At 65.3% G+C, this 26515-nt stretch carries 18 protein-coding genes and 4 tRNA genes; 13 read left to right on the forward strand and 9 right to left on the reverse strand.

The window, feature by feature from the left end; genetic code table 11:
- Positions 1-32 precede the first annotated feature (32 nt).
- Positions 33-752: a DUF72 domain-containing protein gene (locus tag GYK42_RS13395; RefSeq protein WP_166447900.1), complete on the forward strand. Its 720-nt coding sequence runs from the start codon at positions 33-35 to the stop codon at positions 750-752.
- Here GYK42_RS13395 and GYK42_RS13400 read toward each other — a convergent pair.
- Positions 749-2989: a hypothetical protein gene (locus tag GYK42_RS13400; protein ID WP_166447901.1), complete on the reverse strand. Its 2241-nt coding sequence runs from the start codon at positions 2987-2989 to the stop codon at positions 749-751. The genes GYK42_RS13395 and GYK42_RS13400 overlap by 4 nt on opposite strands.
- A 245-nt stretch (positions 2990-3234) precedes the next feature.
- On the opposite strand from GYK42_RS13400, the gene GYK42_RS13405 reads away from it, so the two are divergent.
- The 7 genes from GYK42_RS13405 to GYK42_RS13435 all read left to right on the forward strand — a co-directional run bounded on the left by GYK42_RS13405 (position 3235) and on the right by GYK42_RS13435 (position 18086).
- Positions 3235-3615: a GntR family transcriptional regulator gene (locus GYK42_RS13405; protein WP_166447902.1), complete on the forward strand. Its 381-nt coding sequence runs from the start codon at positions 3235-3237 to the stop codon at positions 3613-3615.
- Entirely contained in the window at positions 3612-4484 is an 873-nt protein-coding gene (locus GYK42_RS13410) for an ABC transporter ATP-binding protein (protein ID WP_166447903.1), read from the forward strand. The genes GYK42_RS13405 and GYK42_RS13410 overlap by 4 nt, the downstream gene beginning before the upstream one ends.
- On the forward strand, positions 4481-5482 hold the full coding sequence (locus tag GYK42_RS13415; RefSeq protein ID WP_166447904.1) for a hypothetical protein: 1002 nt from the start codon (positions 4481-4483) through the stop codon (positions 5480-5482). The genes GYK42_RS13410 and GYK42_RS13415 overlap by 4 nt, the downstream gene beginning before the upstream one ends.
- Before the next feature lie 760 nt (positions 5483-6242).
- Positions 6243-13340: a hypothetical protein gene (locus GYK42_RS13420; protein WP_166447905.1), complete on the forward strand. Its 7098-nt coding sequence runs from the start codon at positions 6243-6245 to the stop codon at positions 13338-13340.
- A gap of 135 nt (positions 13341-13475) precedes the next feature.
- Positions 13476-14747, forward strand: a complete 1272-nt coding sequence (locus GYK42_RS13425; protein ID WP_058048543.1) for a TolC family protein — start codon at positions 13476-13478, stop codon at positions 14745-14747.
- A gap of 28 nt (positions 14748-14775) precedes the next feature.
- Complete coding sequence (locus GYK42_RS13430) at positions 14776-16920, forward strand: ATP-binding cassette domain-containing protein (protein ID WP_205711390.1); 2145 nt, start codon at positions 14776-14778, stop codon at positions 16918-16920.
- A complete protein-coding gene (locus tag GYK42_RS13435; RefSeq protein ID WP_166447906.1) occupies positions 16917-18086 on the forward strand; it encodes an HlyD family type I secretion periplasmic adaptor subunit in 1170 nt (389 codons plus the stop codon). Before GYK42_RS13430 ends, GYK42_RS13435 begins: the two co-directional genes overlap by 4 nt.
- 12 nt (positions 18087-18098) lie before the next feature.
- Here GYK42_RS13435 and udk read toward each other — a convergent pair whose 3' ends face one another.
- The 3 genes from udk to GYK42_RS13450 form a co-directional block, all read right to left on the reverse strand.
- Positions 18099-18743 (reverse strand): uridine kinase, encoded by a 645-nt coding sequence (gene udk / locus GYK42_RS13440; RefSeq protein ID WP_166447907.1) that lies wholly within the window; start codon positions 18741-18743, stop codon positions 18099-18101.
- Between the two features lie 82 nt (positions 18744-18825).
- Positions 18826-19065 (reverse strand): hypothetical protein, encoded by a 240-nt coding sequence (locus GYK42_RS13445; RefSeq protein ID WP_166447908.1) that lies wholly within the window; start codon positions 19063-19065, stop codon positions 18826-18828.
- Between the two features lie 18 nt (positions 19066-19083).
- Positions 19084-19587 carry a DUF2199 domain-containing protein gene (locus tag GYK42_RS13450; RefSeq protein ID WP_166447909.1) on the reverse strand — a complete coding sequence of 168 codons (504 nt, stop codon included), beginning with the start codon at positions 19585-19587 and terminating at the stop codon, positions 19084-19086.
- 369 nt (positions 19588-19956) lie between these two features.
- On the opposite strand from GYK42_RS13450, the gene GYK42_RS13455 reads away from it, so the two are divergent.
- Positions 19957-20370 carry a tetratricopeptide repeat protein gene (locus GYK42_RS13455; RefSeq protein WP_205711391.1) on the forward strand — a complete coding sequence of 138 codons (414 nt, stop codon included), beginning with the start codon at positions 19957-19959 and terminating at the stop codon, positions 20368-20370.
- 16 nt (positions 20371-20386) lie between these two features.
- On the opposite strand, the gene GYK42_RS13460 is transcribed toward GYK42_RS13455, so the two are convergent.
- The 4 genes from GYK42_RS13460 to rnr all read right to left on the reverse strand — a co-directional run bounded on the left by GYK42_RS13460 (position 20387) and on the right by rnr (position 25298).
- Entirely contained in the window at positions 20387-21097 is a 711-nt protein-coding gene (locus tag GYK42_RS13460; RefSeq protein WP_046684714.1) for a YceH family protein, read from the reverse strand.
- Between the two features lie 10 nt (positions 21098-21107).
- On the reverse strand, positions 21108-21857 hold the full coding sequence (gene cysE / locus GYK42_RS13465; protein ID WP_166447933.1) for a serine O-acetyltransferase: 750 nt from the start codon (positions 21855-21857) through the stop codon (positions 21108-21110).
- Positions 21858-22005: 148 nt separating this feature from the next.
- On the reverse strand, positions 22006-22749 hold the full coding sequence (rlmB, locus tag GYK42_RS13470; RefSeq protein WP_034756912.1) for a 23S rRNA (guanosine(2251)-2'-O)-methyltransferase RlmB: 744 nt from the start codon (positions 22747-22749) through the stop codon (positions 22006-22008).
- A 14-nt stretch (positions 22750-22763) separates the two neighbouring features.
- Complete coding sequence (rnr, locus tag GYK42_RS13475; protein ID WP_166447910.1) at positions 22764-25298, reverse strand: ribonuclease R; 2535 nt, start codon at positions 25296-25298, stop codon at positions 22764-22766.
- Positions 25299-25706: 408 nt separating this feature from the next.
- Here rnr and GYK42_RS13480 point away from each other — a divergent pair.
- Positions 25707-25791, forward strand: a tRNA-Leu gene (locus GYK42_RS13480).
- 30 nt (positions 25792-25821) lie between these two features.
- Here GYK42_RS13480 and GYK42_RS13485 read toward each other — a convergent pair.
- Positions 25822-25986 (reverse strand): hypothetical protein, encoded by a 165-nt coding sequence (locus GYK42_RS13485; protein WP_166447911.1) that lies wholly within the window; start codon positions 25984-25986, stop codon positions 25822-25824.
- Between the two features lie 107 nt (positions 25987-26093).
- Here GYK42_RS13485 and GYK42_RS13490 point away from each other — a divergent pair.
- The 3 genes from GYK42_RS13490 (at position 26094) to GYK42_RS13500 (ending at position 26485) form a co-directional block, all read left to right on the forward strand.
- Positions 26094-26178, forward strand: a tRNA-Leu gene (locus tag GYK42_RS13490).
- Positions 26179-26247: 69 nt separating this feature from the next.
- Positions 26248-26332 (forward strand) — tRNA-Leu (locus GYK42_RS13495).
- 68 nt (positions 26333-26400) lie between these two features.
- Positions 26401-26485: transfer RNA gene (locus GYK42_RS13500), tRNA-Leu, on the forward strand.
- The last annotated feature ends 30 nt before the right edge of the window (positions 26486-26515 follow it).

Below are 26515 nucleotides of genomic sequence, written 5' to 3' on the forward strand. Positions count from 1 at the left end.
CCGCGCCCGCCTGGCCTTGTTGTAATGGTGCCATGCATACTGTTTACATCGGCACGGCCGGCTGGAGCATTTCCAGCGCCGCCGCCAGCCACTTCCCCCTCGATGGCAGCCACCTGCAGCGCTATGCCCAAGTGCTCGATTGCGTGGAAATCAACAGCTCGTTCTACCGCCCACACCAGCCCGCCACCTACGCGCGCTGGGCAGACAGCGTGCCCGACCATTTCCGCTTCAGCGTGAAATTGCCGCGCAGCATCACGCATGAACGGCGTTTGCGCGATGCCGCGACCGAACTGGATCGCTTTGCGGGAGAAGTCTTGCAGTTGGGGAATAAGCTGGGCTGCGTGCTGGTGCAACTGCCGCCCAGCCTGCGTTTCGAAGCGGACGTGGCCGCAACATTTTTCCATGCACTGCGCCAGCGCTTCGACGGCATGCTCGCGTGCGAAGCGCGCCACCCCAGCTGGTTCGAAATGGGCGCGACCGAACTGTTAACGATGCATGGCATCACCCGCGTGCGCGCCGATCCGCCTGCAGGCCAGCCCGGTCCGCACGTGCCGACGACGGAAGTCGCCTACTTGCGCCTGCACGGCAGTCCGAAAATATATTATTCGGACTACCCGGCCGAGTACCTGGCAGCGCTGGCGACCGAATTGCGCGCACCAGCGCATGCGGGCAGCTGGTGCATCTTCGACAACACGGCGGCGGGCGCCGCCGTGTTCAATGCGCTGGAGGTGCAGGCGCGGATCAGCGCCTAGGGCAAGGGCGTCTGCAGCACGGCCTGGGACGTGAAACCGTACAGGGTGCCGTTGCCGAAGGCGAGGATACTGATGGCAGGACGGCCCCATGCCAATGCTGGCGTGGAAATGACGCCAGCCGTATCGATCTTGCGCAGCCAGCCCTGGCCGCTCAGGTACAGATTGTCGCTCGCATCGACAGCCAGGGTTGATGTCCCCGAAAACGGCAAGCCGCCCACGCCTGGCGGGCCATCGCCGCCGCTGCCCTTGTTGAGGGTGCCGGCAAACACGCTGGCCTTGCCTGTGCGATCGGCCTTGAAGACGACTTGGTGCACACTATCGTCAAAATACAGATTGCCCTTGCTGTCAAAAACCAGGCTGCCTGGGTCCATGTGCTCCCAACTGTCTGCCTCCCCCAGCGAGCGCATCATGGCTTCGAATGACAGAAACGCCGAGAACGTTCCACCGGGAGGGCGGCGGAAGATGCCGTCGCGGCCCCAGCCCAGCCAGGCCATATAGCCATCCTTGTCGATGGCCAGCCGATACTGCAAAGGCTTGCCTGTGCCGGCAGGCAACGCTTCCTGTGTCGACACCTGGCCATCCTTGCTGATCTTGCGCAAATTAAACGCGGTGCCTGCCGCTGCCTTGTCGGCAAAATATACGGCGCCATCCTGGTCGCAGGCGATCGCGACAGGACCAAGCATGGTCGCGCTTGCGCGTGGCCCGTCATTGCTGCCGGCGACGCCAGCCATGCCCGCGTAGACGCTCAATGCGCCATCCGGCGTCACACGGCGCAGCACCTTGTTAGCCATGTCGAGCAAATAGACGTTGCCGGCAGGATCGCTGCACATGCCAGAGCTACCCACGTTTCCCACGCGGGCCGCCCCGCCGACAGCTTCGGTCACTCCCCTATTGCCCGGCATGACAGGCATGGCGGACAACACCTTTGCCGTGTCCAGTCTGTTCAAACGGTGCTTGCTGACATCGTGGACGATCATGCTGCCGGAAGGCTCCAGCAATAGCGAACCGAGGTTCGTCCAGTCGGCCGAAGTCCCCGCCGCATCGGCCACCGTTCCGCCCACCAGGGTCGTCACGTTGCCATCCGGAGTGACGCGGCGAAGCGAGGCGGTATCGGCCAGCAGCACATTGCCGTCACGGTCAGTCGCCATGCCCCGGATATTACTGAAGCTGGCGGCGACGCCTTTGCCGTCCGCGCTCATGCGCTTGTTGCTTCCCGCAACCACGACGGCCACTCCCTGCTGCCAGCGAAATATCCGGCTGCCAGCCCCTTCGCTGAAGTAAATCGTGCCGCTGGCATCGACGGCAATTTGCGATGGGGATATCCGGAAACCCTTGCCATCGACCAGCTTTTCGGAGCTGACGAGGCCCGCAGGCGTCACCCGGCGAATCATTTGCTGCGCCGCATTCGCAAGCAGGACATCGCCATTGCTATCCATGGCCATGCCCGTCGTCCAGCCGAATTTCGCCTGCGCGCCCTGCCCATCGGCGACTACCGATTCCGGGGCGGACCAATCGCAGGCGGCGCCGCGCTGTCCCGCCACCGTGCTGACGACGCCGGCTGGCGTAATCTTGCGCAAGAGCGCATTGCAATTCTCGAAGAGATACAAATTCTCTGCCCGGTCGATGGCCAGGATCGACACACCGCTTTTCAGATAGAAAGTGGCTGCCGCAGCGGCGCCATCGTCGGCGCCCGGCTTGCCCGGAATGCCCGCGTACACGCTCACGGCGCCCGCAGGCGTGACTTTATGGATGACCTGCAGGACAGCATCGGCAATGTAATAGTTGCCCGCCGCATCTTGCACCATGCCGGACACATTCTGGATTTTCTCTTGCACGCCAGCCAGCACGACAGGCAGGCAACGCACGGCCACAGTGTTGACGTCCGCATTGCCCACCGTCGCTGCCCCCTTGGCGAGGGTGCAGCCGAGGCCCTCGGACGTGCTCGCTATCTTGCCATCGTAACTGGCGCCTGGCGCCAGCTTGCCCGCAAAGTGAAAAGCGCCATTCGCGGTGACGGTGACCTTGTCGCTGCCGTTGGCCAGCACCACCTGGGCGCCGGGCACCAGGCCGCTCACCGTGCCGCCCACCAGGTAGCTCGGCGCTTCGGCCACCGGTGCGACCGGTGCGACTGGCGCAACCGGGGCACCGGCATCGCTGGAACCGCCGCCGCAAGCGCTCAGTCCAATGAGCAAGGCGACGCCGCAGGCCGCGCGCCCGAACAGATTCTGTTTCTCCATGCACTTCATTCTCATCGTTGCTTTCATTGCTGTTGAGGAAGATTTTCTCTGATAGTTGCCTATAGGCACTATTCGAGAGCCAGCATATTACCCGTTTAACAATGTTGAAAATACACAGATTGTGTTGACATCCGATTTTTTACTGTTATAGTTAACTACAACACCAATAAACTACACCACGGAGCTTCGATGCCTACCGCATTTTTCACGCGCCGCACCGCCCCGCCTTTATGGGAGCGCATCCCATGAGCGCGGAATGGAATGACAATAGCCCCATCTACCGCCAGCTCAAGGCCAGGGTGGTGGGCATGATGCTCGATGGCGCGCTGCAGTCCGGCGATGCCCTGCCTTCGGTGCGCCAGGTGGCGGCCGATTATCAATTGAATCCCATCACGGTTTCGCGCGCCTATCAGGAACTGGTCGACGAGGCCCTGGTGGAAAAACGCAGAGGACTCGGTATGTATGTCTTGGAAGGCGCCCGCGACAAATTGCTGGCAAGTGAACGCGAGCGCTTCATGCGCGAAGAGTGGCCGGCGATGCTGGAACGCATCACGCAACTGGGCCTGAATTTCGAGCAACTACTGCAAGCAAGCCGCGACAGTGGCGCACACGGAGAGAGCGCATGAATGCATTGAACAAGGACAGCGTCATCAGCGCACGCGGCCTGCGCAAGCAGTATGGCAAACAGGTGGCCATAGCCGGCATCAGCTTCGATATCGCGCCGGGACGCATCGTCGGCTTGATCGGGCCTAACGGCTCGGGCAAGACCACCACCCTGAAAGCCATCCTGGGACTGACGGGCTTCGAAGGCGAGCTGTCGGTGCTGGGGCGCGACCCGCGCGTGCAGCGCGACGCGCTGATGGACGACGTGTGCTTCATCGCCGACGTGGCCATCCTGCCGGGCTGGCTGCGCGTGGCGGACGCCATCGATTTCGTTGCGGGCGTGCATCCCCGTTTCGACCGCAGCAAGGCCGAGCGCTACCTGGCCCACACCAAGCTGGCGCCGAAGATGAAGGTCAAGGCCATGTCGAAAGGCATGGTGGTGCAGTTGCACCTGGCGCTGGTCATGGCCATCGACGCCAGGCTGCTGGTGCTCGACGAGCCGACCCTGGGCCTGGACATCCTGTACCGCAAGCAGTTTTACCAGAACTTGCTGGAAGACTATTTCGATGAAAAAAAGACCATCGTCATCACCACGCATCAGATCGAGGAAGTGGAACATATCCTCAGCGACCTGATGTTCATTCGCGACGGCAAGATCGTGCTGGCCTCGAGCATGGAAGAAGTGGGCGAACGCTATATCGAAGTGATGGTGGGCCCGCAGCACGTCAATCCGGCGCGCGCCCTGCAGCCGATCAGCGAACGCAGCGTGTTCGGCAAGTCGGTGATGCTGTTCGATGGCGTCGCCCGCACCCAGCTGGCCGCCCTGGGCGAAGTACGCACGCCCAGCCTGGCTGACCTGTTTGTCGCGACCATGAAAGGATCGTACCAATGAGTATTTCCCCTGCCAACAAGATGCAATGGCTGATCCGGCGTGAACTGTGGGAACACAAGGGCATGCTGGTGTGGACGCCCGCCCTGATCGGCATCGCCATGACCGTGCTGGGCGCCCTGATGACGATAGCCACCATCGCCAAGACCAAGATGCGCACGGCGCTGATCGTCAATGGCGAGGAAGTGTCCTGGAGCACCGTCTTCAACACGCGCACCTTCGGCCCGCGCCGCACGGAAATCATCGACGCCGTCGCCAACAACTATACGTACGCGGCCGCGCCGCTGTTCCTGGCGCTGGGCTTCCTCGTGTTCTTTTATTGCCTGAGCGCCCTGCATGACGACCGCCGCGACCGCAGCGTGCTGTTCTGGAAATCGCTGCCCATCTCGGATGCGCAGACGGTGCTGTCGAAAGCGGCCATCGCCCTGCTGGTCGCGCCACTGATCGTGGCCGCCGCTGCCAGCCTGACTTCGCTGGCCCTGATCCTGATCCTCAGCGGCGTGCTGGCGGCCAACGGCATCCACGTGCTTGCCGAACTGCTCGCCACCCCCGGCCTGTACCTGGGACCGCTGCGCGTGTTCGGCTTGCTGCCCGTATATTGCCTGTGGGCCTTGCCGACGGTCGGCTGGCTGCTGATGGTATCGAGCTGGGCCAAGTCGAAAGTCTTCCTGTGGGCCGTCGGCGTGCCGCTGCTGCTGCTCATCCTGACCGTCTGGGCCGGCAAACTGGCGCAGACGGAAAGCGGCGTCGACTGGATACAGATGAATGTCATCGGACGCGCCCTGCTGGGCACTCTCCCCGGCAGTTGGTATCTGTTCGAGCCGCAACTGCTGTCGCAAATGCACGCCCTGGCGGAAGGGGGATCGCACATGACGCGCATCGATGTGTTCAGCAATTCCTGGTCCAGCCTCGCCTTGCCAGCCGTCTGGCTGGGTGCGGCGGCGGGCGCGGCGCTGATTTACGCCGCCATCCGCCTGCGCCGCTGGCGCGAGGAAGGCTGACAGCGCAGTATCACCGCCCCATAAAAAACGCCCCGCCCGCCGGGGCGTTTTGCATTTCTATCCCAATTCAGCCTCTGAAATAATAACTACTTTATTGATAGTTATTATGAAAAATCCCGCTCACCACATTCAGGCTATTCATTCGATAGTATTAATGCGATATAAAAATTACAAATAATTATTCCTATCGTATTTTATTACCAATCACATTTGATAATCGACAGTCAAAAAAACAACAACTAGCAATTCGATAGCAAGCTAGTTTTTTGAATAAAAGGTGCAGAGATACGGGAACACAGCAGCAAATACAGCCGAAAAAGTCCATTTGGTGACAATCCGTGAGAATTATCACACACAGCGCTGGACAGAATAGCGTCATGGAAAGTGATCAAAATCCAATTGGAAATTTCAAAATTGAAACTATTCTCAGAGTGGGAGCCAGTACATGCCTCGTGCAAAGGCTTCGCCCTGTCAGCGCGTCTGGCCGGATAAGCCCGTTGCCGGCGCAACAAAATACAGGAAAGCGGCAATACATAAAACGAATATGAAAATGACATTTTAAATATTGCCGAAGTAGCGCCCTTTTGCCGCAGCGTTTTTTTCCCAATTATGTTTTACTTGCCACTATCAACATCGGAAACACCAAAGTTCGACCTCGGCCCAAGCCTCGCCGGAGCAAGCAAGGAAGTGAACCATATTATTGATTTTTTATTATTTTAGAAAATTGAACGAACACATAACCTTTCCCGGAGACTTTCAAATGGCCACCACCCCAAATCCAGCACAAGTTCCCGTCAATGCCGAAGGCGCTGGCGCCAAGACCGCGACGCCCGCAAAAAAAGCCGTCGACCAGAAAACCGGCGACCGCAAGCAATATGACGAAGATGAACTGATCAAAGGGGCCGATGCCAGCGCGACTATGCCGCCTGAAAATGTCGTGGAAGTCACGGGAAGCGCCGGCAACGGCAATGCCGCCGCCCTCGGCACAGCCGCCGCTGTGGCAGCCGCCTTGGCCGCCGGTGGAGGTGGCGCGGGCGCAGGCGCAGGACAGGCGGGACAGGCTGGTGCCGACCTCGGCACGCCGCAAAGCGATAACAATGGCGGCGCCGCAGGCGCTGCGGGCACAGGCGCGGGCGCCGCCGGCATCCCCAGCGGCAGTGTCGTTGATGTCGCCGGCGCATCTGCTGGCGCAGGATCCGCCTCCGGCGCGGGTGCTGTGGGCGGGCTGAGTGGTCTTGGCGTGCTGGGCGCGCTCGGCGGCCTTGGCCTCGTTGCCGCAGCAGCAGGCGGCGGCGGAGGCGGTGGCGCCGCGGCCGGCGGTTCCGGCACCGGTGGGACGGGCACGGGCGGCACCGGCGGTGGTACAGGCACTGGCGGTACTGGCGGTGGCACTGGCGGAACCGGCGGTGGTACAGGCACGGGGGGAACCGGCGGTGGCACGGGCACGGGCGGTACCGGCGGCACGGGTGGCACGGGCGGCTCGACCGGCGGTGGCACGGGCAATCAATCCACCACCACCGTTGTGACCGACGCGGCCATACTGGCCGCCGCGGCCGCCGTTGCCGCCGCCAACAATGCGCTGGCCGATGACGCTGCCGCCGCCGCTGCGGCAGCCACGGCAGCAGCTTCGCTGGCTGCGGCAAATGCGGCCACCCTGGCCGACCAGCTGGCGGCGCAAGCCGCTGCCGCTGCAGCAGCGGCCTTGCTCGCCGCCAATAGCGCTACCAGCGACGATGCCCTGGCGGCCAGCACGGCCGCTGTCGTCCCCGCAGCACAAGCGGCCGCTACCGCCGCCACGAGCGACGACAGCGCCGCTGCCGCCGCTGCCGCCGCCGCTGCCATATCCCAGGCCGCCGCCACATCGGCGCAAAATGCCGATACCGCCGCCGCCACGGCCGCCGCCGACGCCGCCGCCGCGCACGCCGCTGCCGATGCGGCGCAAACGCAAGCGGACCAGACCAACGCCCCGGCATTGCAAACCATCGCGGATGCGGCCGATGTCGTCTCCACCGCAGCCAACACCCAGGCAGCACTGACCGATGCGGCCGCGCTGGGCGTCATCTCGGCCAATGATGCCGCCGCCGCCGCCGCCGCCACGACCCTGGCCAATGCCACGGACGCCGCAGCGCTGGACCTGGCGGCCGCCGCCGCCGCCAACGCCGCCGTCGCGGCCAACACCCAGGCGGGCCTGACGGATGCCGCCGCCCTGGCCCTCATCTCGGATGCGGATGCCGCCAACGCCGCCGCAGCGGCCAGCCTGGCCGCCGCCACGGATGCAGCAGCCCTGGCCGCCGCCTCGAACGCCGCCGCCACCGCGGCAGCGAACGCGGCAACCGCCGCCAATGCCAGCGACGCCACGGCACTCGGTATCGCCGCCACCGCCGCCGCGAATGCGGCCGCCGCCGCCAGCACCCAAGCGGGCCTCACCGACGCCGTCGCCTTGAGCATGGCAGCGGACGCCGCTGCCGCCATCGCCGCCCAGGATGCGTCGATCGCCAACGCCACCGACGCCGTCGCCCTGCAGGCCGCCGCCGATGCCGCCGCCACGAACGCCGCCAATGCACAGACGCAAGCGAACATGACGGACGCGCCCACCCTGGGCCTGATCGCCGATGCCGCCACCGCGGCGTCTGACGCGGCACAACTGCAGGCCGACTTGACCGACGCGGCTGCACTGGCCCTGATTTCCGATGCCGACGCTGCCGCGGCAGCGGCAGCCGCATTGGCCGCCAGCGCCGATGCCGCCGCGCTTGATGTCGCCGCCGCCGCTGCCGCCACCGCAGCGGCGAATGCCGTGATTACCGCCAACCAGAGCGACGCGGCAGCCCTGCAAATCACGGCCGATGCAGCCTCCGGCACGTCCGCCAGCGCCGCCGCACAAGCGGCATTGACGGACGCGGCCGCCCTGCAAGTGATTTCCGACGCCGATGCCGCCGCCGCGCTGGCCGCGCAAACGACGGCCAACCAGACGGATGCGGCCGCCCTGGCCGCCGCCGACGCAGCCGCCGCCAGCGATGCCGCCAACGCCCAGGCAGTGGCCGACCAGACCGATGTCGTCGCCCTGCAGCAAGCAGCCGACCAGGCCGATGCCGATGCGGCCGCCGCCAATGCGCAGGCCAGCCTGCTGGACGTCAATGTCGCGCTCAATGCCTTCAATCTCGCCAGCCTCGCCGCCCTGGCCGCCAACGTGACGGCTGGCCAAACCAGCGTGCTCGACCTGACGGCCACCGTGAATACCTTGCAGCTCGGTGCCGATAATGCCGATATCACTGCCGCCCTGTTCGATGCCACCATCCTTGCCGGCATCTCCACCGCCGATGCGCTGACGGCAGCCGGCCTGCAAACCCTCGCCGCCGCGACCGATGCCCAGGCACTCATCGCCACGGCCGCTGCTGCCGTCTCGGCGGCGGAGGTGGCCGCCGGGCTGGGCGGGGTCGACATCTCGGCAGTCAGCGCTGCTGCCGCCGCACAGGCCGCCGCCGCGGCTGCCGCCGCACAGGCCCTGCTGACCGATGCCGGCGCGCTGGGCCTCGTTTCCACCACCGACGCCGCCGCCGAACTTGCCGCGCAGACGGCTGTCACCACTTTGACGGCCGCCAACACCCTGGCGCAAAACGCGCTGACGGCGGCACAATCTGCTGCCAACCTGACCGACGCCGTGGCGTTGGGCCTCGTCTCGACGGCCGCCGATGCTGCCGCAGCCCTGGCCGTCACGACGGCTGGCCAGACCGACGCCACCGCGTTGAGCCTCATCTCGAATGCCGATGCACTGCTCGCCTCCTCGGCCGCCAGCCTGGCGGCGCTGACGGATGCCTCGGCGCTGGGCTTGATCTCGACCGCCGATGCCGCCGTGGCCGCCACCCTGCAGGCAACGGCCAACCTGACGGATGCCGCCGGTCTGGGCCTGCTCGCCACGGCTGCGGCGGCGGCCGCCAATACGGCGACAAATGTTGCCAACCTGACCGATGCGGTAGCCCTGGGTACGCTCTCGACCGCCGCCACCACGGCCGCCAGTACGGCTGCCGCCACCGCCGCGCTGACGGACGCCACGGCATTGGGCCTGGTCGCCACGGCCGACGCGACTGCCGCTGCCGCCCTGCAAACGACGGCCAACCTGACCGACGCTGTGGCACTGGGCCTCGTGTCGACGGCCGCCAACACGGCCGCCAGCGCCGCTGCCGCCGTTGCCAGCCTGACCGATGCCGTCGCCCTGGGCACCGTCTCGACGGCCGCCACGGCCGCCGCCAACACGGCTGCGGCCACGGCAGCCCTGACCGACGCTGTCGCCCTGGGCCTGGTAGCGACCGTCGATGCGGCCGCCGCCACTGCGGCGCAAACGACGGCCAACCTGACGGACGCCGTCGTCCTGGGCCTGGCAGCGACCACCAACGCCACCGCCGCCACGGCGGCGGCAGCCGTCGCCGGCCTCACCGACGCCGTCCTGCTGGGCACGGCCCATACGCTCGACGTCACGGCCGCCACCGTGGCGGCCACCAAGGCCGCCTTGACGGATGCCGCCGCCCTGACCACCGTCGCCAACAACGATGCGGCGAATGCCGCCGCCCTGGCCGCCTATTCGGCCGCCCATCCGTTCGACCTGGTGGCGGCGCTGGCATCCACCGTCGCCGCCACCACGGCATCCTTGTCGCTCGCCGCCGCGCAGTCGGCGCAAGCCGATGACGCCGCTGCTGCCTCGACAGCCGCCGCGGCCGCAGCATCCCTGGCAACCCTGAACAATGCGCTCGCGGCAGACAATGCCGCCACCGCTGCCGCCACCCTGGCCCTGACTTCCCAGGCGGCAGCCACGGCGGCGGCGCTGGACGACACGCTCGCGGCCACCGCCGCTGGCGTGGCCGCCACCTCGCTGGCAGCGGCCCAGGCGGCGCAGGCAGCCGATACGGCCGCCGCCGCGACGGCAGCGACGGCGGCCAACGCCCTGGCCGCCCTGAATGCTGCCTTGCAAGCGGATGCGAATGCGGCCGCCACGGCTGCGGCCGCCGTTCTGGCCAACGCGGCCACCGCTACCGCCATCGCGGACGATCTGGCCGCTGCCACGGCCGCCACGGTCGCCAATGTCTCGCAAGCGGCTGCCCAGGCGGCGCAACTGGCCGACAATGCCGCCGCCAGCGCCGCCACCATCGCCGCCAACGCGCTCGCTTCGCTGAATGCGGCCCTGGCCGACGATGCGGCCGCCGCTGCGGCTGTGCTGAACTCCACCAATGCAACGGCTGCCGCAGTTGCCGCTGCCACCGCCGACACGGCTGCCGCCGCGGCGGCCGCCGTGGCAGCCATCTCGGCCGCCGCCACGCAGCACGCGCAAGCGGACGATATTGCCGCCGCCACTGCCGCCCTCACGGCGTCGATCTCGCTGGCCGCCACCCAAGCCGCACAGGCCGCCGATCTCGCCGTCGGCACGGCTGCGGCAACGGCGGCGAGCGCGCTGGCAGCATTGAACCAGGCCCTGGCCGATGACGGCGCCGCCGCAGCAGCAGCCACGGCAGCGGCCAACGCACAAACGGCCCTGAACAACGCCACGACCACACTCAACGCGGCGATATTGACGGCCAGCGCCTCGCTCGCCGCCGCCAATGCCGCTGCGGCAGACGACGCCACGGCGGCAAGCACGGCGGCAGCTGCCGCAGCGGCCCAGCTCCTTGCCGATGCGGCGCTGCTGGCCGATGGCGCCCTGGCGGCCCTTGCCACGGCGGCCAACAACGCACTGAACGCCGCCAGCACGGCGCTGGCCCTCGACGATGCCGCCGCCGATGCCGCGCATACGGCAGCCCTCTCGGCGGCGGCCACCCTGGCGGCGCAACTGGCCGATACGGCAGCCCTGAACGCCCATGCCGCGCTCAACGCGGCCATCGCCAACCTGAGCGCCGCCGTGACGGCCGATATCAACGCCACGGATGCCGACAATGACAAGACGCTGAAACTGAACCTCCTCATCGCCGCCCAAGGGGCGGCCGATGACGCGGCCCAGGCCAATGCCAATGCGGCTGCCGCCCATGCGGCGCTGGCGGCGGCCCAGGCCGACGACGCGGCGGCCGCCACCGCCGCCGCCAATGCAGTTGCCGCGCATGCGGCGGCGGTCGCGGCGCAAAACGCCGATGCCGCCGCGGCAGCGGCAGCGGCGCAAGCGGCCAGTTCCATGGCCGCCACCCTCAATGCCCAGGCGGACGACGCCACGGCAGCCGCTGCCGCTGCGGCGGCAGCCAGCGCGCAAGCGGCGCTGGACGCAGCCCTGGCAGCCGACGCCAACGTCGCCGCCACCGCCGCCGCGGCAGCGGCAGCCCAGCTGGCGGCGCAAAACGCGCATGACGCCGATGTTGCGGCGGCAGCCGCCGCCGTTGCGGCAGCCATTACCCTGGCAGCCACCCAGGCGGCGCAGGCCGATGACGCGGCAGCCGCGCTGGCAGCCGCCAACGCCGCCAACGCCCAGGCAGCGCACAACGCCGCCGTCGCCGACGACCAGGCGGCAGCCGATGCCGCCGCCACCGCAGCGCTGGCACAAGCGGCTGCCACGGCAGCGGCAGCGGCCGATGCCACCGCTGCCGCCAGCGCCGCCGCAGCGGCAGCGTCACTGCTCGCCGCACAGGCGGCGCAGGCCGACGACACGGCCGCCAACCAGGCAGCGGCCAATGCCGCCGCCGCCACCGCCGCGCACACGGCAGCCATTGCCGCCGACGCCCTGGCTGTCAGCACGGCGGCAGCGGCTGCCAGCGCACTGGCAGCGGCCACCGCAGCGCAGGACGCCGACGACGCGGCCGCGGCAACGGCAGCGCAGGCCGCCACCTCCCTGGCGCTCACCCAGGCGGCGCAGGCCGACGATGCGGCGGCAGCGACTGCCACCATCAACGCCAACAATGCGGCGGCAGCCGCGCTGGCCGCCCATGCCGACGATGCGGCAGCGGCACTGGCGCAGACACAGGCCGCAGCATCCTTGCTGGCCCTGCAAGTGGCGCAAGCCGACGATGCCGCCGCCGCCAGCGCGGCAGCGGCAGCTGTGCAGGCGCATGCCAATGCGAACGCCGCGTATGCGGACGACGCGGCGGCAGCACAGGCCAATGCCGACGCGCAAGCGGCCGACATCGCCCTGGCGCAAGCGAACGCCATCGCCGCGCAGACCGACGCCAGCGCCCTGGCATCCGTGGCAGCCACGGACGCGGCCCACGCCGCGGCCGTGCAAACCATCGCCGACCAGACCGATGCCGCGGCGCTGACGCAGGCCGCCGATGCGGCAGCGGCAGCGGCCTTGGCAGCGACCCAAACGGCCGACCTGACGGACGCCAACGCCCTGCACCTGGCAGCCGATGCGGCGGCGGCCGCCGCCCTGCAGGCGCAGGCGCAAGCCGACCTGACGGATGCGGGCTCGCTGACGGTGGCGGCGAATGCCGATGCCGCGGCGGCGGCGGCAGCCCAGGCGCAGGCCGACCTGACGGATGCGAGCCAGCTGTTCGTGCTGAGCCAGAATGCCCTGCACAACCCGCTGACGGTAGCCGACTTCAGCACGGGCCTGCCGGCCGCCGGCGGCGACGTCATCGACATGTCGGCCATCGCCGACCTGACGGCGTCGGTGGCCGTCGGCGTCAACGTGGGCACGGACTTCAGCAACAACAACCTGTTCATCTTCGACGGCACGTCCGTGTCGATCGGCGCGGCGGCCAGCGCCATCGCGGCCGACGACAGCGTCTTGTCGGGACAGGGCTACATCGTCATCGCCGATGCGCAAAACAGCGGCGCCGTGACGGTATATCACTCGAGTGACCTGAGCAACGCCAACGCCATCGACACGGCGCTGGTACTGCTCAGCGGGGTGAACATCACGCAACTGACGGCGGCCAACTTCGTCGTCTGACGCCGTGCACCCAAGCCAGGCGCCGCGCCTGGCACGGCAGCGGGAGCGTGCAGCAGCGCGCTCCCGCCCCTACCTTGAAATGCTTCAGGCCTGGTGCCGGAAAAATACGGGATGAGATTACGCGGTTTCCCAGCATTGTTTGTACTGCCACGTGGCGCGGCCTTGCTGGCGGCCATGGCCATGGCATCCATCAGCTCCTTCGCCCAGGCCCAGGGCGCCACCGCCTGGAGTTTCGACCAGGTCTTGCAGCAGGCGCTGCAAAACCATCCCGCCGTGCAAGGCAAGCGCTCGGCGCAGGCGGCCGCGCGCGCCGACCTCGATGGCGCGCAGTGGCAGCGCTTCCCCAGCCTGTCGGCCGAAGTTCCCGCAGGTTCGCGTGAAACGGGCGGCGTGGTGCGCATCGAGCAGCCGCTGTGGAGCGGCGGTCGCATCAACGCGGGCATCGATGCGGCCGGCAGCCGGGTCGACGCGGCCGGCGCGGCCATAGAAGAGGAACGCCTGACCCTCTCGCTGCGCGTGATCGCCGCCTACACGGAAGCGCTGCGCCAGACAGCCCGCATGCGCTCGGCCGAAGAGGGTCTTGCCGAACACCAGCGCCTGCTGGACATGATCAAGCGCCGCGTGGCCCAGTCGGTCAGTTCGCAAACGGACCAGCGCCTGGCCGAGTCGCGCGCCTACCAGGCGGCCAATGACGTGTCGAATGCCCGCCAGGCGCAGGAAAATGCGCTGGCGCAGCTGTCGCAGCTGGCAGGCAAACCCGTGCGCCTCGTCACCGCCGCCGGCATCGGTGTGGGCGAACCGCTGCCCGACGCCAGCCTGGATCGGGTCATGCGCCAGGCCATCGACTACTCCCCTACCCTGCACCGCCTCGATTTCGAGGCGCAGGCAGCCGATTCCGAGATCACCATGCAGCGCTCGGCCTACATGCCGAAGGTGGTGCTGCGCATGGAAAAGCCCACGGGCGGCGGCATCAATGCCGACAACAGCACGCGCGCCATGCTGGTGCTGCAAGCGCAGCCGGGCGCCGGCTTGTCGGCCAAGGCCGGCGTGGACGCGGCCGTTGCCCGGCGCGAAGGCGCGCGCGCCGCGCACGATGCGGCCGAGCGCGACGTGCGCGAGCGTTTCACCCTGGACTGGAACGAGGCCGAAGCGAGCCGCCAGCGCCTGGGCAACGCGGGCGAAGCCAGCACCACCTCGACGCAGGTATTCGAATCGTATGCGCGCCAGTACGTGATCGGCCGCAAGAGCTGGAACGACGTGCTCAACGCCGTGCGCGAAGCAACCCAGGCGCGCTTTTCGCTGGAAGACACGCGCGCGCAGGCGATTGCCGCCAGCCTGCGCCTGGCCGCGCAGACGGGCACCCTGGCCGGGCGCACGACGCCGGCAGGCCTGGCGCGCGCGAATTGACACCGACATGATGCACACAGGAGACAGCGTGGATACCTCCATCAAACATGGCTTGCTGACACTCATCGAACGGGCCGCCCGCCTGACAGGACAGCACGTCGCTAGAGCGCGCCTGGCCGACCTGCAGCGCCAGCTCGACGACGTCGACGACAATGGCGCGCCCAGCACGGTATTGACCACCATCTGGCAGGCGGCCGGCCTGGAAGGCGCGGCGCGCCCGCTGCACGAGCCGACGCCGGGCGAGCTGCCGTTTGCCGTCTACAGCGCCAGCACAGGCTGGGGCTTGCTGCAGTCGCGCGGCGCGGACGGCGCCTGGCGCGGAGAAGGCATCGATGGGCGCGCCCTGCAACTGGCCTCGCTGGCCGGCCTCGCTGGCGTGGGCCTGCCGCGCCGCAGCGAAAAAAGCGGTGCCCGCCCCGGTGCGCTGGACCTGGTGCGCAAGGCCCTGTGGCTCAAGAAAAGCGTGTTTGTCGACGCCGTGCTGGCCACCGCGCTCGTGACCCTGCTGACCATGGCCACCTCGCTGTTTTCCATGCAGGTGTACGACCGCGTGATCCCGAACCAGAGCTTCAGCACCCTGTGGGTGCTGGTGGTGGGCGTGGCGCTGTCGATCGGCCTGGAATTCATCCTCAAGCAGGTGCGCAGCCGCATCGTCGACCACTCGTGCAATGACGTCGACCATGAACTGTCCGAGTGGTTTTTCCAGCGCATGCTGGGTATCCGCATGGAGGCGCGCCCCGCTTCCGTCGGCACCCTGGCGGCGCAGGTGAAAGGCTTTGAAATGGTGCGCGGCGTACTCACGTCCACCTCGCTGTTCGTGCTGACGGACGTGCCCTTCGCCCTGATTTTCCTCGCCATGATCACCATCATCGGCGGCTGGCTGGTGGTGGTGCCGCTGGTGGCCCTGCCTCTGGCCCTCGTGTGCGGGCTGATGTTCCAGCGCGCCATCCAGAGCCACACGCGCAAGAACCTCAACGCCAGCAACCGCAAGGCGGGCTTGCTGGTGGAAGCCGTCGATGGCGTGGAAACGCTCAAGGGCAGCAGCGCCGAATGGATGATGCAGGCGCGCTGGGCCGAACTGGTGGCCGAGACCAGCCACGCGGAACAGAATATCCGCGACTATGCGGCGCTGTCGCAAAACATCACGGCCGCCTTCCAGCAGCTGACCAACGTGGCGCTGATCTCCATGGGCGCGTGGTTCGTGGCCGAGAACCAGATGACCATGGGCGCCCTGATGGCCTGCACCATCATCAGCAACCGCGCGCTGATGCCCATCGTGCAGCTGCCCTCCGTGATGGTGCAGTGGGCGCACGCGCGCGCCTCGATCGACGGCCTGGAACAGGTCATCAGCCTGCCCAACGAGGCCGACAACGCGCAGTTCGCCCTGACGCCGCGCAGCCTTGATACGGGATTGCGCTTCGAACGCATCCGCTTTACGTACGGCGGCGCGCAAAAGGTGGCGCTGGAAGTGGAAAACCTGGCCATCCTCCCCGGCGAACGGGTCGGCCTGGTGGGCGCCATCGGCTCGGGCAAGAGCACCCTGCTGAAACTGGCCTCGGGCCTGTACCAGCCGGCCGAAGGCAAGGTGTACCTGGGCGACGTCGACATGGCCCTGCTGGCGCCGGCCGTGGTGCGCGAAATGGTCGGCTACCTGCCTCAGGAAACGCGGCTGTTCAGCGGCACCCTGCGCGACAACCTGCTATTGGGATTGGCCGACCCGGGCGAGGAAGCGATCCTGGCGGCGGCCAAACGCACGGGCCTGATCGAGCTGATACTGGGCCAGCCACGGGGGCTGGCGCTGGGCATTACCGAAGGCGGGCGCGGCGTGTCGGGCGGCCAGCGGCAATTGATCGCCGTCACGCGCCTGCTGCTGGCCAAACCCCGCATCTGGCTGCTCGATGAACCGACGGGCGCCATGGATGCGAAGACGGAGGCGCGCATCGTCGGGCTATTGGGCGAACTGGCGGCCGAAGGCGTGACCATGGTCGCCACCACCCACAAGAACGCCCTGCTGCCCCTGCTCGACCGCCTGGTGGTGCTGCAGGCGGGAAGAGTACTGCTCGACGGCCCGCGCGATGCCGTGCTGGCCAAGCTGTCGGGCAAGCCGCAGGCCGTGCCCACGCCGGTCGCTGCACCAGCAACTGCGCCGCTGGCGCAAGGAGCCGTCGCATGAAGCTGGCCAAGGTCGAAGCGAAAGAGGAAGCGAAACGGGGCCGGGTGCTGATCTGGAGCTGCACGGCGGCGCTGGCGGGCGTCATCGCCTGGGCTTCGTGGGCGGAGCTGGACCAGGTCACGCGCGCCAACGGCCAGGTCATTGCCAGTTCGCGCAACCAGATCATCCAGGTAGCCGATGGCGGCGTGCTGGCCGAACTGCGCGTGCATGAAGGCAGTGTGGTGAAAAAGGGCGAATTGCTGGCCCGTTTCGACCGCACGCGGGCCGAGACGAGCTACCTGGAAAGCACGGCCAAGGCAGCCGGCCTGAAGGCGGCCGTGGCGCGCCTGCAGGCCGAGGTGTTTGGCGGCGCGCCGAAGTTCCCGCCCGAACTGCAGGCGTTCCCGGAATTTCGCGCCAACCAGCTGGCCCTGTTCAGCAAGCGCCAGGGCGCCGTGCAGGCGGAAGTGAGCTCGCTGGAAAGCGCCATGAAGCTGATCAAGGAAGAGCTGGAAATGAATTTGCCGCTGCTGGAAACGGGGGACGTCAGCCGCGCCGAAGTGCTGAAACTGCGGCGGCAGGTGGTCGACATCCAGGCGCAGATCACCAACCGGCGCAACAAATACCTGCAGGATAGCCAGACGGACCTGGTGAAAGCCCAGGAAGACCTGGCCGGCGTGCTGCAGACGGTCACGCAGCGCAAGGAGCAGCTGGGCTCGACGGACATCTACGCGCCCACGGACGGCATCGTGCGCAACGTGCGCCTCACTACCTTGGGCGGCGTGGCCAAGCCGGGCGAGGAAATCCTGCAGATCGTGCCGACGGACGATGACCTGATCATCGAAGCGAAAGTCAAACCGGCCGACATCGCCTTCATCAAGCCCGGCCTGCCGACGGCCGTCAAACTGGACGCCTACGACTACGGCATCTACGGGCGCCTGCGCGGTACCGTCAGCTACATCAGCGCCGACACTTTAAGTGAAGACAACAAGGGCAACGAGCAGCCCTACTACCGCGTGCAGATCAAGACCAGCGGGCGTAATCTGATGGGCAAGAATGGCGAGCCGATCCTGATCCAGCCCGGCATGACGGCCACCGTGGAAATCAATACGGGCCGCAAGACGGTCTTGCGCTACCTGACGAAACCGATCACCAAGACGTTCTCGGAATCGATGGGAGAGCGCTGACGTAGCAGGCGTTTAGCCGGCCGGTTTCAACCTGCCGATGACGCTGGCCACCTTGGCCGTAATCATGTCGACCGCGGGGCCATTCGCGCCATGCGGCAAGATGACATCGGCATTGCGCTTGGTCGGCTCGATGAATTGCTTGTGCATCGGGCGTACCGTTTCCAGGTACTGCTCGATGACGCTTTCCACCGAACGGCCGCGTTCCGTGATGTCGCGTTGCATGCGGCGGATGAAGCGCACGTCGGAGGCCGTGTCGACAAAGATCTTCAGCGACATCATGTTGCGCAAGTCTTCGTCATACAAGGCAAACAGGCCTTCGATCACGATCACGGGCGCCGGCTTGACGGGTATGGTCCGGTTGGAGCGGTTGTGCAGCGTGAAGTCGTACTCGGGCATCTCGATCGCTTCGCCATTGCGCAAGGCCTGGATATGCTGCACCAGCAATGGCCACTCGAACGCCTGCGGATGGTCGTAGTTCTGCTGACGCCGGACTTCTGGGGAAAGATGGGTTTGGTCGCAGTAGTAGTCGTCCTGCATCACGACCGAGACCATGTCGGCGCCGAACGACGCCAGTACTTGTTGGGATACGGTGGACTTGCCACTGCCGCTTCCGCCAGCGACGCCAATAACAAACGGTTGGAAGGAAATAGTATTCATGCCGAATGATACCGGAAACATGCGCGGACTGACAGGGACAGCTTGATCGGCCGAGCCAGGCTCCGCGGCTACCGGCCACCGGCTAGCGGCGCTTGCGGTTGGCTTTTTCTTCCTTCAGTAGCGCCACACATTGCTCTGCCGAGGGAATCGTGGCCTCGGCAAGGATGCGGTGCCAGCCGCCGCAGTCCACGTCGGGACAGCCGCACAAGACCGTCCGCACGGGGTGAGCGATTCCTCCCGCCCGCTTCTGGAGGGCGTTCGTGCGCTCCTGGCTCTTGATGAGATCGACGAGGGCGCCACGGCGCAGAAATTTACCTGTCATTACCTGTCCTCCATGACGTCAGCCGGCATGCACCAGCAATGCATATAGTTCGGCCACCCGCTCCAGCGTGATCCCGTCGCGCTGTTCCACGGCCAGCGGATGGTCGGTCGGTTCGAGCTCGATGGCCGGGCGCACGCCGCCGTCGCGCAGGTGCACGCGGGTCTTCAGGTTCAGGGTAGCCGGATAGACGGGCAACTGCGTGCTGAGCCAGCCGAAGAAAGGGCCGACGTGCGCGCGCTTGGCGTCATGGAAGCAGGCATCCCAGGCGTCGAAGCTGTCGCCGCTCAGCGATACCCACACGCCCCAGCTGAATGGCTCGTCAGCGCCATGCACGGGAATGTCGATGGTGGCGCGCACGAAGCAGTGTTCCGCGTCGACGACGCAGGCGTCGCTGTCGAGCTGGCAGCGCGCTTCGCGCTCCGCAGGCGCCATCTGGTCGTACATCCATGGCGCGTCGGCGCCGAAGCTGGGCATGCCCGTGTGGGTCTCGCCGCAGGAGCGGCACAGGAAGGAAAAAGTCATGCGTAAAAGCCGTTCATTCGTATCGTTGGTGGCGTTGACTGCCAAATAGTCACTTGGGAAAGCCGTGCGCGTAGTATTCAGGCAAGATGATATTCTACACAAGCCCAAGATGCACAGGCGGGACCAACCGCGCCGCCCGCATTGCATGCCTGGCCTGCGTCAGTCTCGATGGATTGCATGGACTGTTTACCCGGAAGTAACGATGAACGAAGAAAAATTTTGGCAGCGGATACAGCACATCGACCGTGCGGCCCTGAAAGACGGCGACCGATACGGCGCTGGAAGCATGGGCCGAAACTCTCGCCGAGTTGCCGGTCAAGGACAGCAAGGGCTTCGATGAGTACCGGGATTTTACCGCCAGCGTCGAGTATGAAACCGGAAGCACATCCGCTTCCTGGCCCGGCCAAGGCGGCGATGGACGCCATCGCCGCAAGCAAGGCGCATATCCAGCTGGCCGGAGACGATGCCGGGCAATGGGAGGTGCACATGGCGGCCGCTGAAGCCGTGTTGCACAGCGCCTTGCCGGCGGCCCGGCAAGACACCGCCCTGATCACTTGCCTGGGCGCCGTGCTGTGTGACCAAGGCAAGTATGGGGAAGCCGTCAAGGTGCTGGAAACGGCGCTCAAGCTGGGATCGACGGACAGCCATACCCATTACAACCTGGGTGTGGCCCTGACGGGGCTGGCAAAACCGCGCAAGGCCATGGCGCAATTTGGCAAGGCCCACGGCCTTGCCGCGTCCAGCCTGACCTGGTCCGCCTACTTCGACCCGCAGGCCCAATAGGCGCGTACCACGAAAATTATTCGAACTGCTTCCTGAACGCTTCGAACTGCGCCGCCAGGCCATCGAAGTCGCTGCGCAATTGCAGCACTTCCTGCTCCAGCTGGGCGACACGGCTGCCCTGCTGCGGCGCGCTGACGGCGCCGGCGTAGCCTGCCGCCGTCTCGATCTGCGCCAGCGCTTCCTCGCCGCCCAGCAAGTGGCCGTAGCGCGGTTCCTTGGCGCCGGGGGCGACGGCCAGCTTGGCCACCAGCGGCGGGTATTTGTCGATCAGGAACTGCAGGCCCGACTCCACTTCCGCCACGGACTTGAATTCATGTACGCGGCCGCTGCGGCTGCGGATTTCGCCCGCCGTCTGCAAGCCGCGCAGCATCAAAATCGTCAGGATGGCCAGCTTGTCCTGCTCCAGCGACCACTTGATGCGCATGCGGTGTTCGTACTTGGCGACCCGGGCGCCGGCCTGCGTGATGCCGTTGACGAACTTGCGCTGCATCAGGCGCTGCAGCACGTCGTAGACGGTTTCCTCGGACAGGGCCATGACGGGATCGCGGCTGGACAGCTGGTTGCAGCCGTTCGTCAGCGCGTTGAGCGAGAGCGGATAGCTGTCCGGCGTCAGTGCTTCCTTTTCGGCCAGCACGGCCAACACGCGGATCTCGAACGGGTCGAGCAGATTCGGATTGTCAGTGCTTTTTTCTGCTGCGTTTTCAGCTATGTTTGCGTCTGTAGTCATGCCTGTATCCTTAATCAACCAGCTTGTTCATTTGCTCGGAATCGAATTTATCACACTCGGGCACAGCCTGGCAGCAGATGCCCGCCGCCTTCAGTGTGGCAAGGATGGTTTCGATGCGCTGTTCCTGCGCCACGGCGTGCGTGATCAGGCCTTGCAGGGCCTTCGACAGCGGATCGTCGCCGTTGGGCGTGACGCCATACGCGGCGAACAAATGGGCCGTGCTGCCCTCGCGCAGGGCGCTGACATCCTTCTGCACGATGTGCGCGGGATTGCCCACGGCTGTCGCGCCGGACGGCACGGGTTTCAACAGCACGGCGTTCGAACCCACCTTCGCGTACTCGCCCACCGTGAAGCTGCCCAGCACCTGCGCGCCGGCGCCGACGATGACGCCGCGCTCCAGGGTCGGATGACGCTTGGCGCCGCTGTACAGCGAGGTGCCGCCCAGGGTCACGCCCTGGTAGATGGTGCAGTCGTCGCCGACGATGGCCGTCTCGCCGATCACCACGCCGAAGCCATGGTCGATGAAGACGCGCCGGCCGATGACGGCGCCCGGATGGATCTCGATGCCCGTGATGATGCGGGCGATATACGAAATGAAGCGCCCCACCCACTTCATGTGCCGCGTCCAGCACCAGTGCGCCCAGCCATGCATGACGATGGCGTGCAAACCAGGATAACAGGTCAGCACCTCCCAGCCATTGCGGGCGGCCGGGTCACGTTCGATGATGCTGTTGATGTCTTCGCGCAGGTGGTGGAACATAATGAAAATGAATAAGGTGGAACGCAAATGGTAGCGTATTCGGCGGCGTGCTGCCGGAGAGGCAGATAAACAACCGCCGCCTCAAGGGCGGCGGCTGATTTTTTGGAAGCGCTGCAAAACGTTCAATGCAACGCAGCCATGGACGTTTTTAGGCTTCCAGCGCAATCCGCTGGCGGCGGGCTTCGTAGAGACACACGCCCGATGCCACGGACACGTTCAGACTCTCGACAGAGCCGAACATCGGGATGCTGACTAGGATATCGCAGGTGTCGCGCGTCAGGCGACGCATGCCTTCGCCTTCGGAACCCATGACGAGGGCCGTCGGGCCCGTGAAATCGGCTTCGTACAAGCCTTTTTCGCCGTCGTCCGAGGTGCCGATCAGCCAGATGCCGCGCTCTTTCAGTTCACGCATGGTGCGCGCCAAATTCGTCACGGTGATGTACGGGACGGTTTCGGCGGCGCCGCTGGCGACCTTGGCGGCCGTGGCGTTCAAGCCCACGGCGCGGTCCTTCGGCACGATGACGGCATGTGCGCCGACGCCGTCGGCCACGCGCAGGCAGGCGCCCAGGTTGTGCGGGTCGGTGATGCCGTCGAGAATCAACAGCAGCGGCGGGCCGTCGATGGCGTCCAGCAGCTCATCGAGATTGCGCGCCAGCGACAGTTGCGAGGCAAACGCGATCACGCCCTGGTGGCGGCGCGTGCCGACGATCTTGTCCAGACGCGACGAGTCGACAGGCATGACGCGCACGTTGGCAGCCTTGGCAGCGGCGATCATGTCCTTCATGCGGCCGTCGACGCGGCTGGCATCGACGAAAATTTCTTCCACGGACGACGCTTCATGACGCAGACGCGAGGTGACGGCGTGGAAGCCGAAAATCATTTTATTCTTCATTATCTATCTATCGCTTATCGCTTGTTCTTGCTTGATTTTGATACAGTTTTTGCTGCACTTGGTGCCGCCGCAGCGGGTGCCGCGGCTGGTTTCTTGCTGCGCTTCGGCGCGGCGGCCTTGGGGGTGGCCTTGGCTGCAGGCTTGGCTTGCGCCTTGGCGCCATTGGAACGGCCGCCGGAACCCTTGCCAGCCTTGCCGCCGCCATTGACGCTGGTTTTGATCTCGTGGCGCTGCTCGGTCGCGGGACCGGGCTTGACCATCGATTTCTTTTCGCCCTTGCGCTTGCCGCCAGCTTGCTTGGCCGGCGCTTCTTCGCCCGCCAGTTCCGCATCGGTCACCAGGCGCAGGTCGATCTTGCGCGTTTCCAGGTCGACACGCGCCACCTGCACCGTCAGACGGTCGGTCAGCTGGTACCGCTTGCCCGTGCGTTCGCCGCGCAATTCATGGCGCGCATCGTCGTACTGGAAGTAGTCGGTGCCCAGCTCGGTGACGTGCACCAGGCCTTCGACAAACAGGGTGTCCAGTTGCACGAACACGCCGAAGGTGGTTACACCCGTGATGGTGCCGGTGAATTCCTCGCCCAGCTTGTCCTGCATGAAGTAGCACTTCAGCCATGCTTCCACATCGCGCGATGCTTCGTCGGCGCGGCGCTCGTTGGCCGAGCAGTGCACGCCCAGCGCGTCCCAGATCGTCAGGTCCGTCTTCTTCGGCTTGCCGTCGGCCTTGTCCTTGGCCTGCTGCTTGCGCGTGGCGTTCGACACGTTGGTGTTCAGTACGACCTTGTCGGACAGCTTCGGCTCGTATTTCTTGCCTTGCAAGATGGCCTTGATGGCGCGGTGCGTCAGCAGGTCGGGATAGCGGCGGATCGGGCTGGTGAAGTGGGCATACGCCTCGTAGGCCAGGCCGAAGTGGCCGATATTGTCCGGGCTGTAGACGGCTTGCTGCATCGAGCGCAGCAGCATCGTCTGCAGCAGGGCCGCGTCGGGACGCTGCTTGATCTGCTGCATCAGAGTCTGGTAATCGGATGCCGATGGCGTGTCGCCGCCCGTCAGGTTCAGGCCAACCTGTTTCAGGAAGGTGCGCACTTGCGTGAGCTTTTCCTTGGTCGGGCTGGCGTGGATGCGGTAGGTGCCTGGGTGCTTGTTACGCAGCAACAGATCGGCCGCGCAAACGTTGGCCGCCAGCATGCACTCTTCGATGATCTTGTGCGCTTCGTTGCGCGTGCGGGGAATGATCTTTTCGATCTTGCCGGCGCTATTGCAGACGATATACGTTTCCGTCGTCTCGAAGTCGATGGCGCCCCGCTCCGTGCGTGCTTTCAGCAAAGCGCGGTAGACGGCTTCCAGATTCTGCAGATGCGGCAGGATGTCCGCGCGGCGTGCCGCTTCGGGACCCTTGGTGTTGCCCAGCACGGCAGCGACTTCGTCATACGTGAGGCGCGCGGCCGAATGAATGACGGCCGGATAGAACTGGTAAGCCTTCAGCTCGCCCTTGTCGCTGACGACGGCGTCGCAGACGAGGGTCAGGCGGTCGACGGCCGGGTTCAGCGAGCACAGGCCATTCGACAGTTTTTCCGGCAGCATCGGGATCACGCGGCGCGGGAAGTAGACGGACGTGCTGCGTTCGAGCGCATCGACATCAAGCGCGTCGTTCGGTTTCACGTAATGGCTAACGTCGGCAATGGCCACGATCAGGCGGAAGCAGTTGGCGCGGCCGATCTTGACGGGTTCGCAATACACGGCATCGTCGAAATCGCGCGCGTCCTCGCCATCGATGGTCACCAAAGGCACGTCGCGCAGGTCGACACGGTCTTTCAGGTCGGCGGCACGCACTTCGAACGGCAGCTTTTCAGCTTGCTTGAGGGCGGCGGCGGAAAAGATGTGCGGCACGTTGAATTTGCGCACGGCAATTTCAATTTCCATGCCGGGGTCGTCGAGCGCACCGAGCACTTCGACGATCTTGCCGACCGGCTGCTTGAAGCGCATCGGTTGCTCGGTCAGCTCGACGCTGACGATCTGGCCGGCCTTTGCCTTGCCAACCGAACCGGTGACCAGAATGTCCTGGCCGATGCGCTGGTCTTCCGGCGCCACGACCCAGGTGCCGTTTTCCTGGATCAGGCGGCCGATGACGTGGGTATTGGCGCGGTAGGTGACTTCGACGATCGTGCCTTCCGGGCGGCCGCGGCGGTCCGTGCCGACGATGCGGGCCATGACCTTGTCGCCATGCAGTACTTTCTGCATTTCTTTCTCAGGCAGGAACAGGTCGGCGCTGGCGTCGTCGGGAATGACGAAGCCGAAGCCATCGCGGTGGCTGGTGACGCGACCGGCGACAAGCGCGCTCTGGTCGGCCAGGCTGAAAACACCGCTGGCGTCAGACTTGAGCTGGCCGTCGCGCTCCATCGCCTTCAGGCGACGAACGAGGACATCCATGGAATCGGCATGCACTTGCAGCGTTTTCCCGAGAGACTGCGGGTCGAGAGGCGCGTTGACGCTGCGGAATATGCCGAGAATGTCCTCCCGGCTGGGGATGGTGTGGGTATTTTGGCTCAAAAGTATTTCTATAGTTGTTATTGACAGTGATCAAACGGAAGACAAAGACCGATGACATCACCGTCAATATTGACACGGTGATGTCCGGTAGTGTACCGGAGGACGCCTTGGTTTGCCTAACGGACAGCGTAGCGGAAACCGAACAAGTGCCCCGCCGATGAAAAAAAGGAGAAAAGCTGCGCAATGCATTTGACTTCGGCAAATATTGCTCTATAATCTCGGTCTCTTGCAGCGACAAACCTTCACGGGAATGCAGTTGCAGGAAAGCGGTACAGGGTTGATGTGCAGTATGGAGCGAAAGCTCATCTGGCGCAAAACTCTTCAAGTCGCTATAATAGCAGAATTGTTGCTAAGTTATTTGGCAACAAGTACTCGAGCAGTAATGTAATAAGTCACAGCAGCATCAGTGCCCACGTGGCGGAATTGGTAGACGCGCATGGTTCAGGTCCATGTGCCTTCGGGTGTAGGGGTTCGAGTCCCTTCGTGGGCACCATTACCTAATTCGCAAAAAAGCCGCAAACTTTCACGAGTTTGCGGCTTTTTTCATTTCCGCAGCGAAAAGCCCTCTCCTTCCAGCAAGCAACTCGCCTGACATGCCTGCGGACGAAAAGCTGCGCAAAAACGCTGAAAAAATAGGCAGAGCCAGCCTTTCTTCATAGGGAACAGCCCTTTTCAGGCGAAAAAACATGTTTCTTGAAGAAAAGTGCAAAATGTTGATTGACCGAATGCGCGCCAGCCCTTATGATTTTGTCCTCGCTGCAGAACACGCAGCGACAAGCAGCAAGCAGTAACAATGCCCACGTGGCGGAATTGGTAGACGCGCATGGTTCAGGTCCATGTGCCTTCGGGTGTAGGGGTTCGAGTCCCTTCGTGGGCACCACCAGCAACGAGTTGTTCATCGTTGTGATCCGCAGTAAAGTAGTAAGATTGCAGTAACAAGCAGCACAATGCCCACGTGGCGGAATTGGTAGACGCGCATGGTTCAGGTCCATGTGCCTTCGGGTGTAGGGGTTCGAGTCCCTTCGTGGGCACCACCAGCAACGGGTTGTTTTCGTTGTAGTCCGCAGTAAAGTAGTGAGATATAGCAGCAAGCAGCATCAGTGCCCACGTGGCGGAATTGGTAGACGCGCATGGTTCAGGTCCATGTGCCTTCGGGTGTAGGGGTTCGAGTCCCTTCGTGGGCACCATTACCTAATTCGCAAAAAAGCCGCAAACTT

Source organism: Janthinobacterium lividum (assembly GCF_011601275.1).
Lineage (GTDB): Bacteria > Pseudomonadota > Gammaproteobacteria > Burkholderiales > Burkholderiaceae_D > Janthinobacterium > Janthinobacterium lividum_E.

Bases quoted from the DNA above. Each gene is read 5' to 3' on its own strand.
- GYK42_RS13445 (WP_166447908.1), bottom strand. From the start codon at position 19,065: ATGACAGGTAAATTTCTGCGCCGTGGCGCCCTCGTCGATCTCATCAAG.
- GYK42_RS13450 (WP_166447909.1), bottom strand. From the start codon at position 19,587: ATGACTTTTTCCTTCCTGTGCCGCTCCTGCGGCGAGACCCACACGGGC.
- GYK42_RS13415 (WP_166447904.1), top strand. From the start codon at position 4,481: ATGAGTATTTCCCCTGCCAACAAGATGCAATGGCTGATCCGGCGTGAA.
- GYK42_RS13410 (WP_166447903.1), top strand. From the start codon at position 3,612: ATGAATGCATTGAACAAGGACAGCGTCATCAGCGCACGCGGCCTGCGC.
- GYK42_RS13485 (WP_166447911.1), bottom strand. From the start codon at position 25,986: ATGTTTTTTCGCCTGAAAAGGGCTGTTCCCTATGAAGAAAGGCTGGCT.
- GYK42_RS13420 (WP_166447905.1), top strand. From the start codon at position 6,243: ATGGCCACCACCCCAAATCCAGCACAAGTTCCCGTCAATGCCGAAGGC.
- rlmB (WP_034756912.1), bottom strand. From the start codon at position 22,749: ATGAAGAATAAAATGATTTTCGGCTTCCACGCCGTCACCTCGCGTCTG.
- GYK42_RS13455 (WP_205711391.1), top strand. From the start codon at position 19,957: ATGAAACCGGAAGCACATCCGCTTCCTGGCCCGGCCAAGGCGGCGATG.
- cysE (WP_166447933.1), bottom strand. From the start codon at position 21,857: ATGTTCCACCACCTGCGCGAAGACATCAACAGCATCATCGAACGTGAC.
- GYK42_RS13435 (WP_166447906.1), top strand. From the start codon at position 16,917: ATGAAGCTGGCCAAGGTCGAAGCGAAAGAGGAAGCGAAACGGGGCCGG.
- GYK42_RS13400 (WP_166447901.1), bottom strand. From the start codon at position 2,989: ATGGAGAAACAGAATCTGTTCGGGCGCGCGGCCTGCGGCGTCGCCTTG.
- GYK42_RS13395 (WP_166447900.1), top strand. From the start codon at position 33: ATGCATACTGTTTACATCGGCACGGCCGGCTGGAGCATTTCCAGCGCC.
- udk (WP_166447907.1), bottom strand. From the start codon at position 18,743: ATGAATACTATTTCCTTCCAACCGTTTGTTATTGGCGTCGCTGGCGGA.
- GYK42_RS13405 (WP_166447902.1), top strand. From the start codon at position 3,235: ATGAGCGCGGAATGGAATGACAATAGCCCCATCTACCGCCAGCTCAAG.
- GYK42_RS13460 (WP_046684714.1), bottom strand. From the start codon at position 21,097: ATGACTACAGACGCAAACATAGCTGAAAACGCAGCAGAAAAAAGCACT.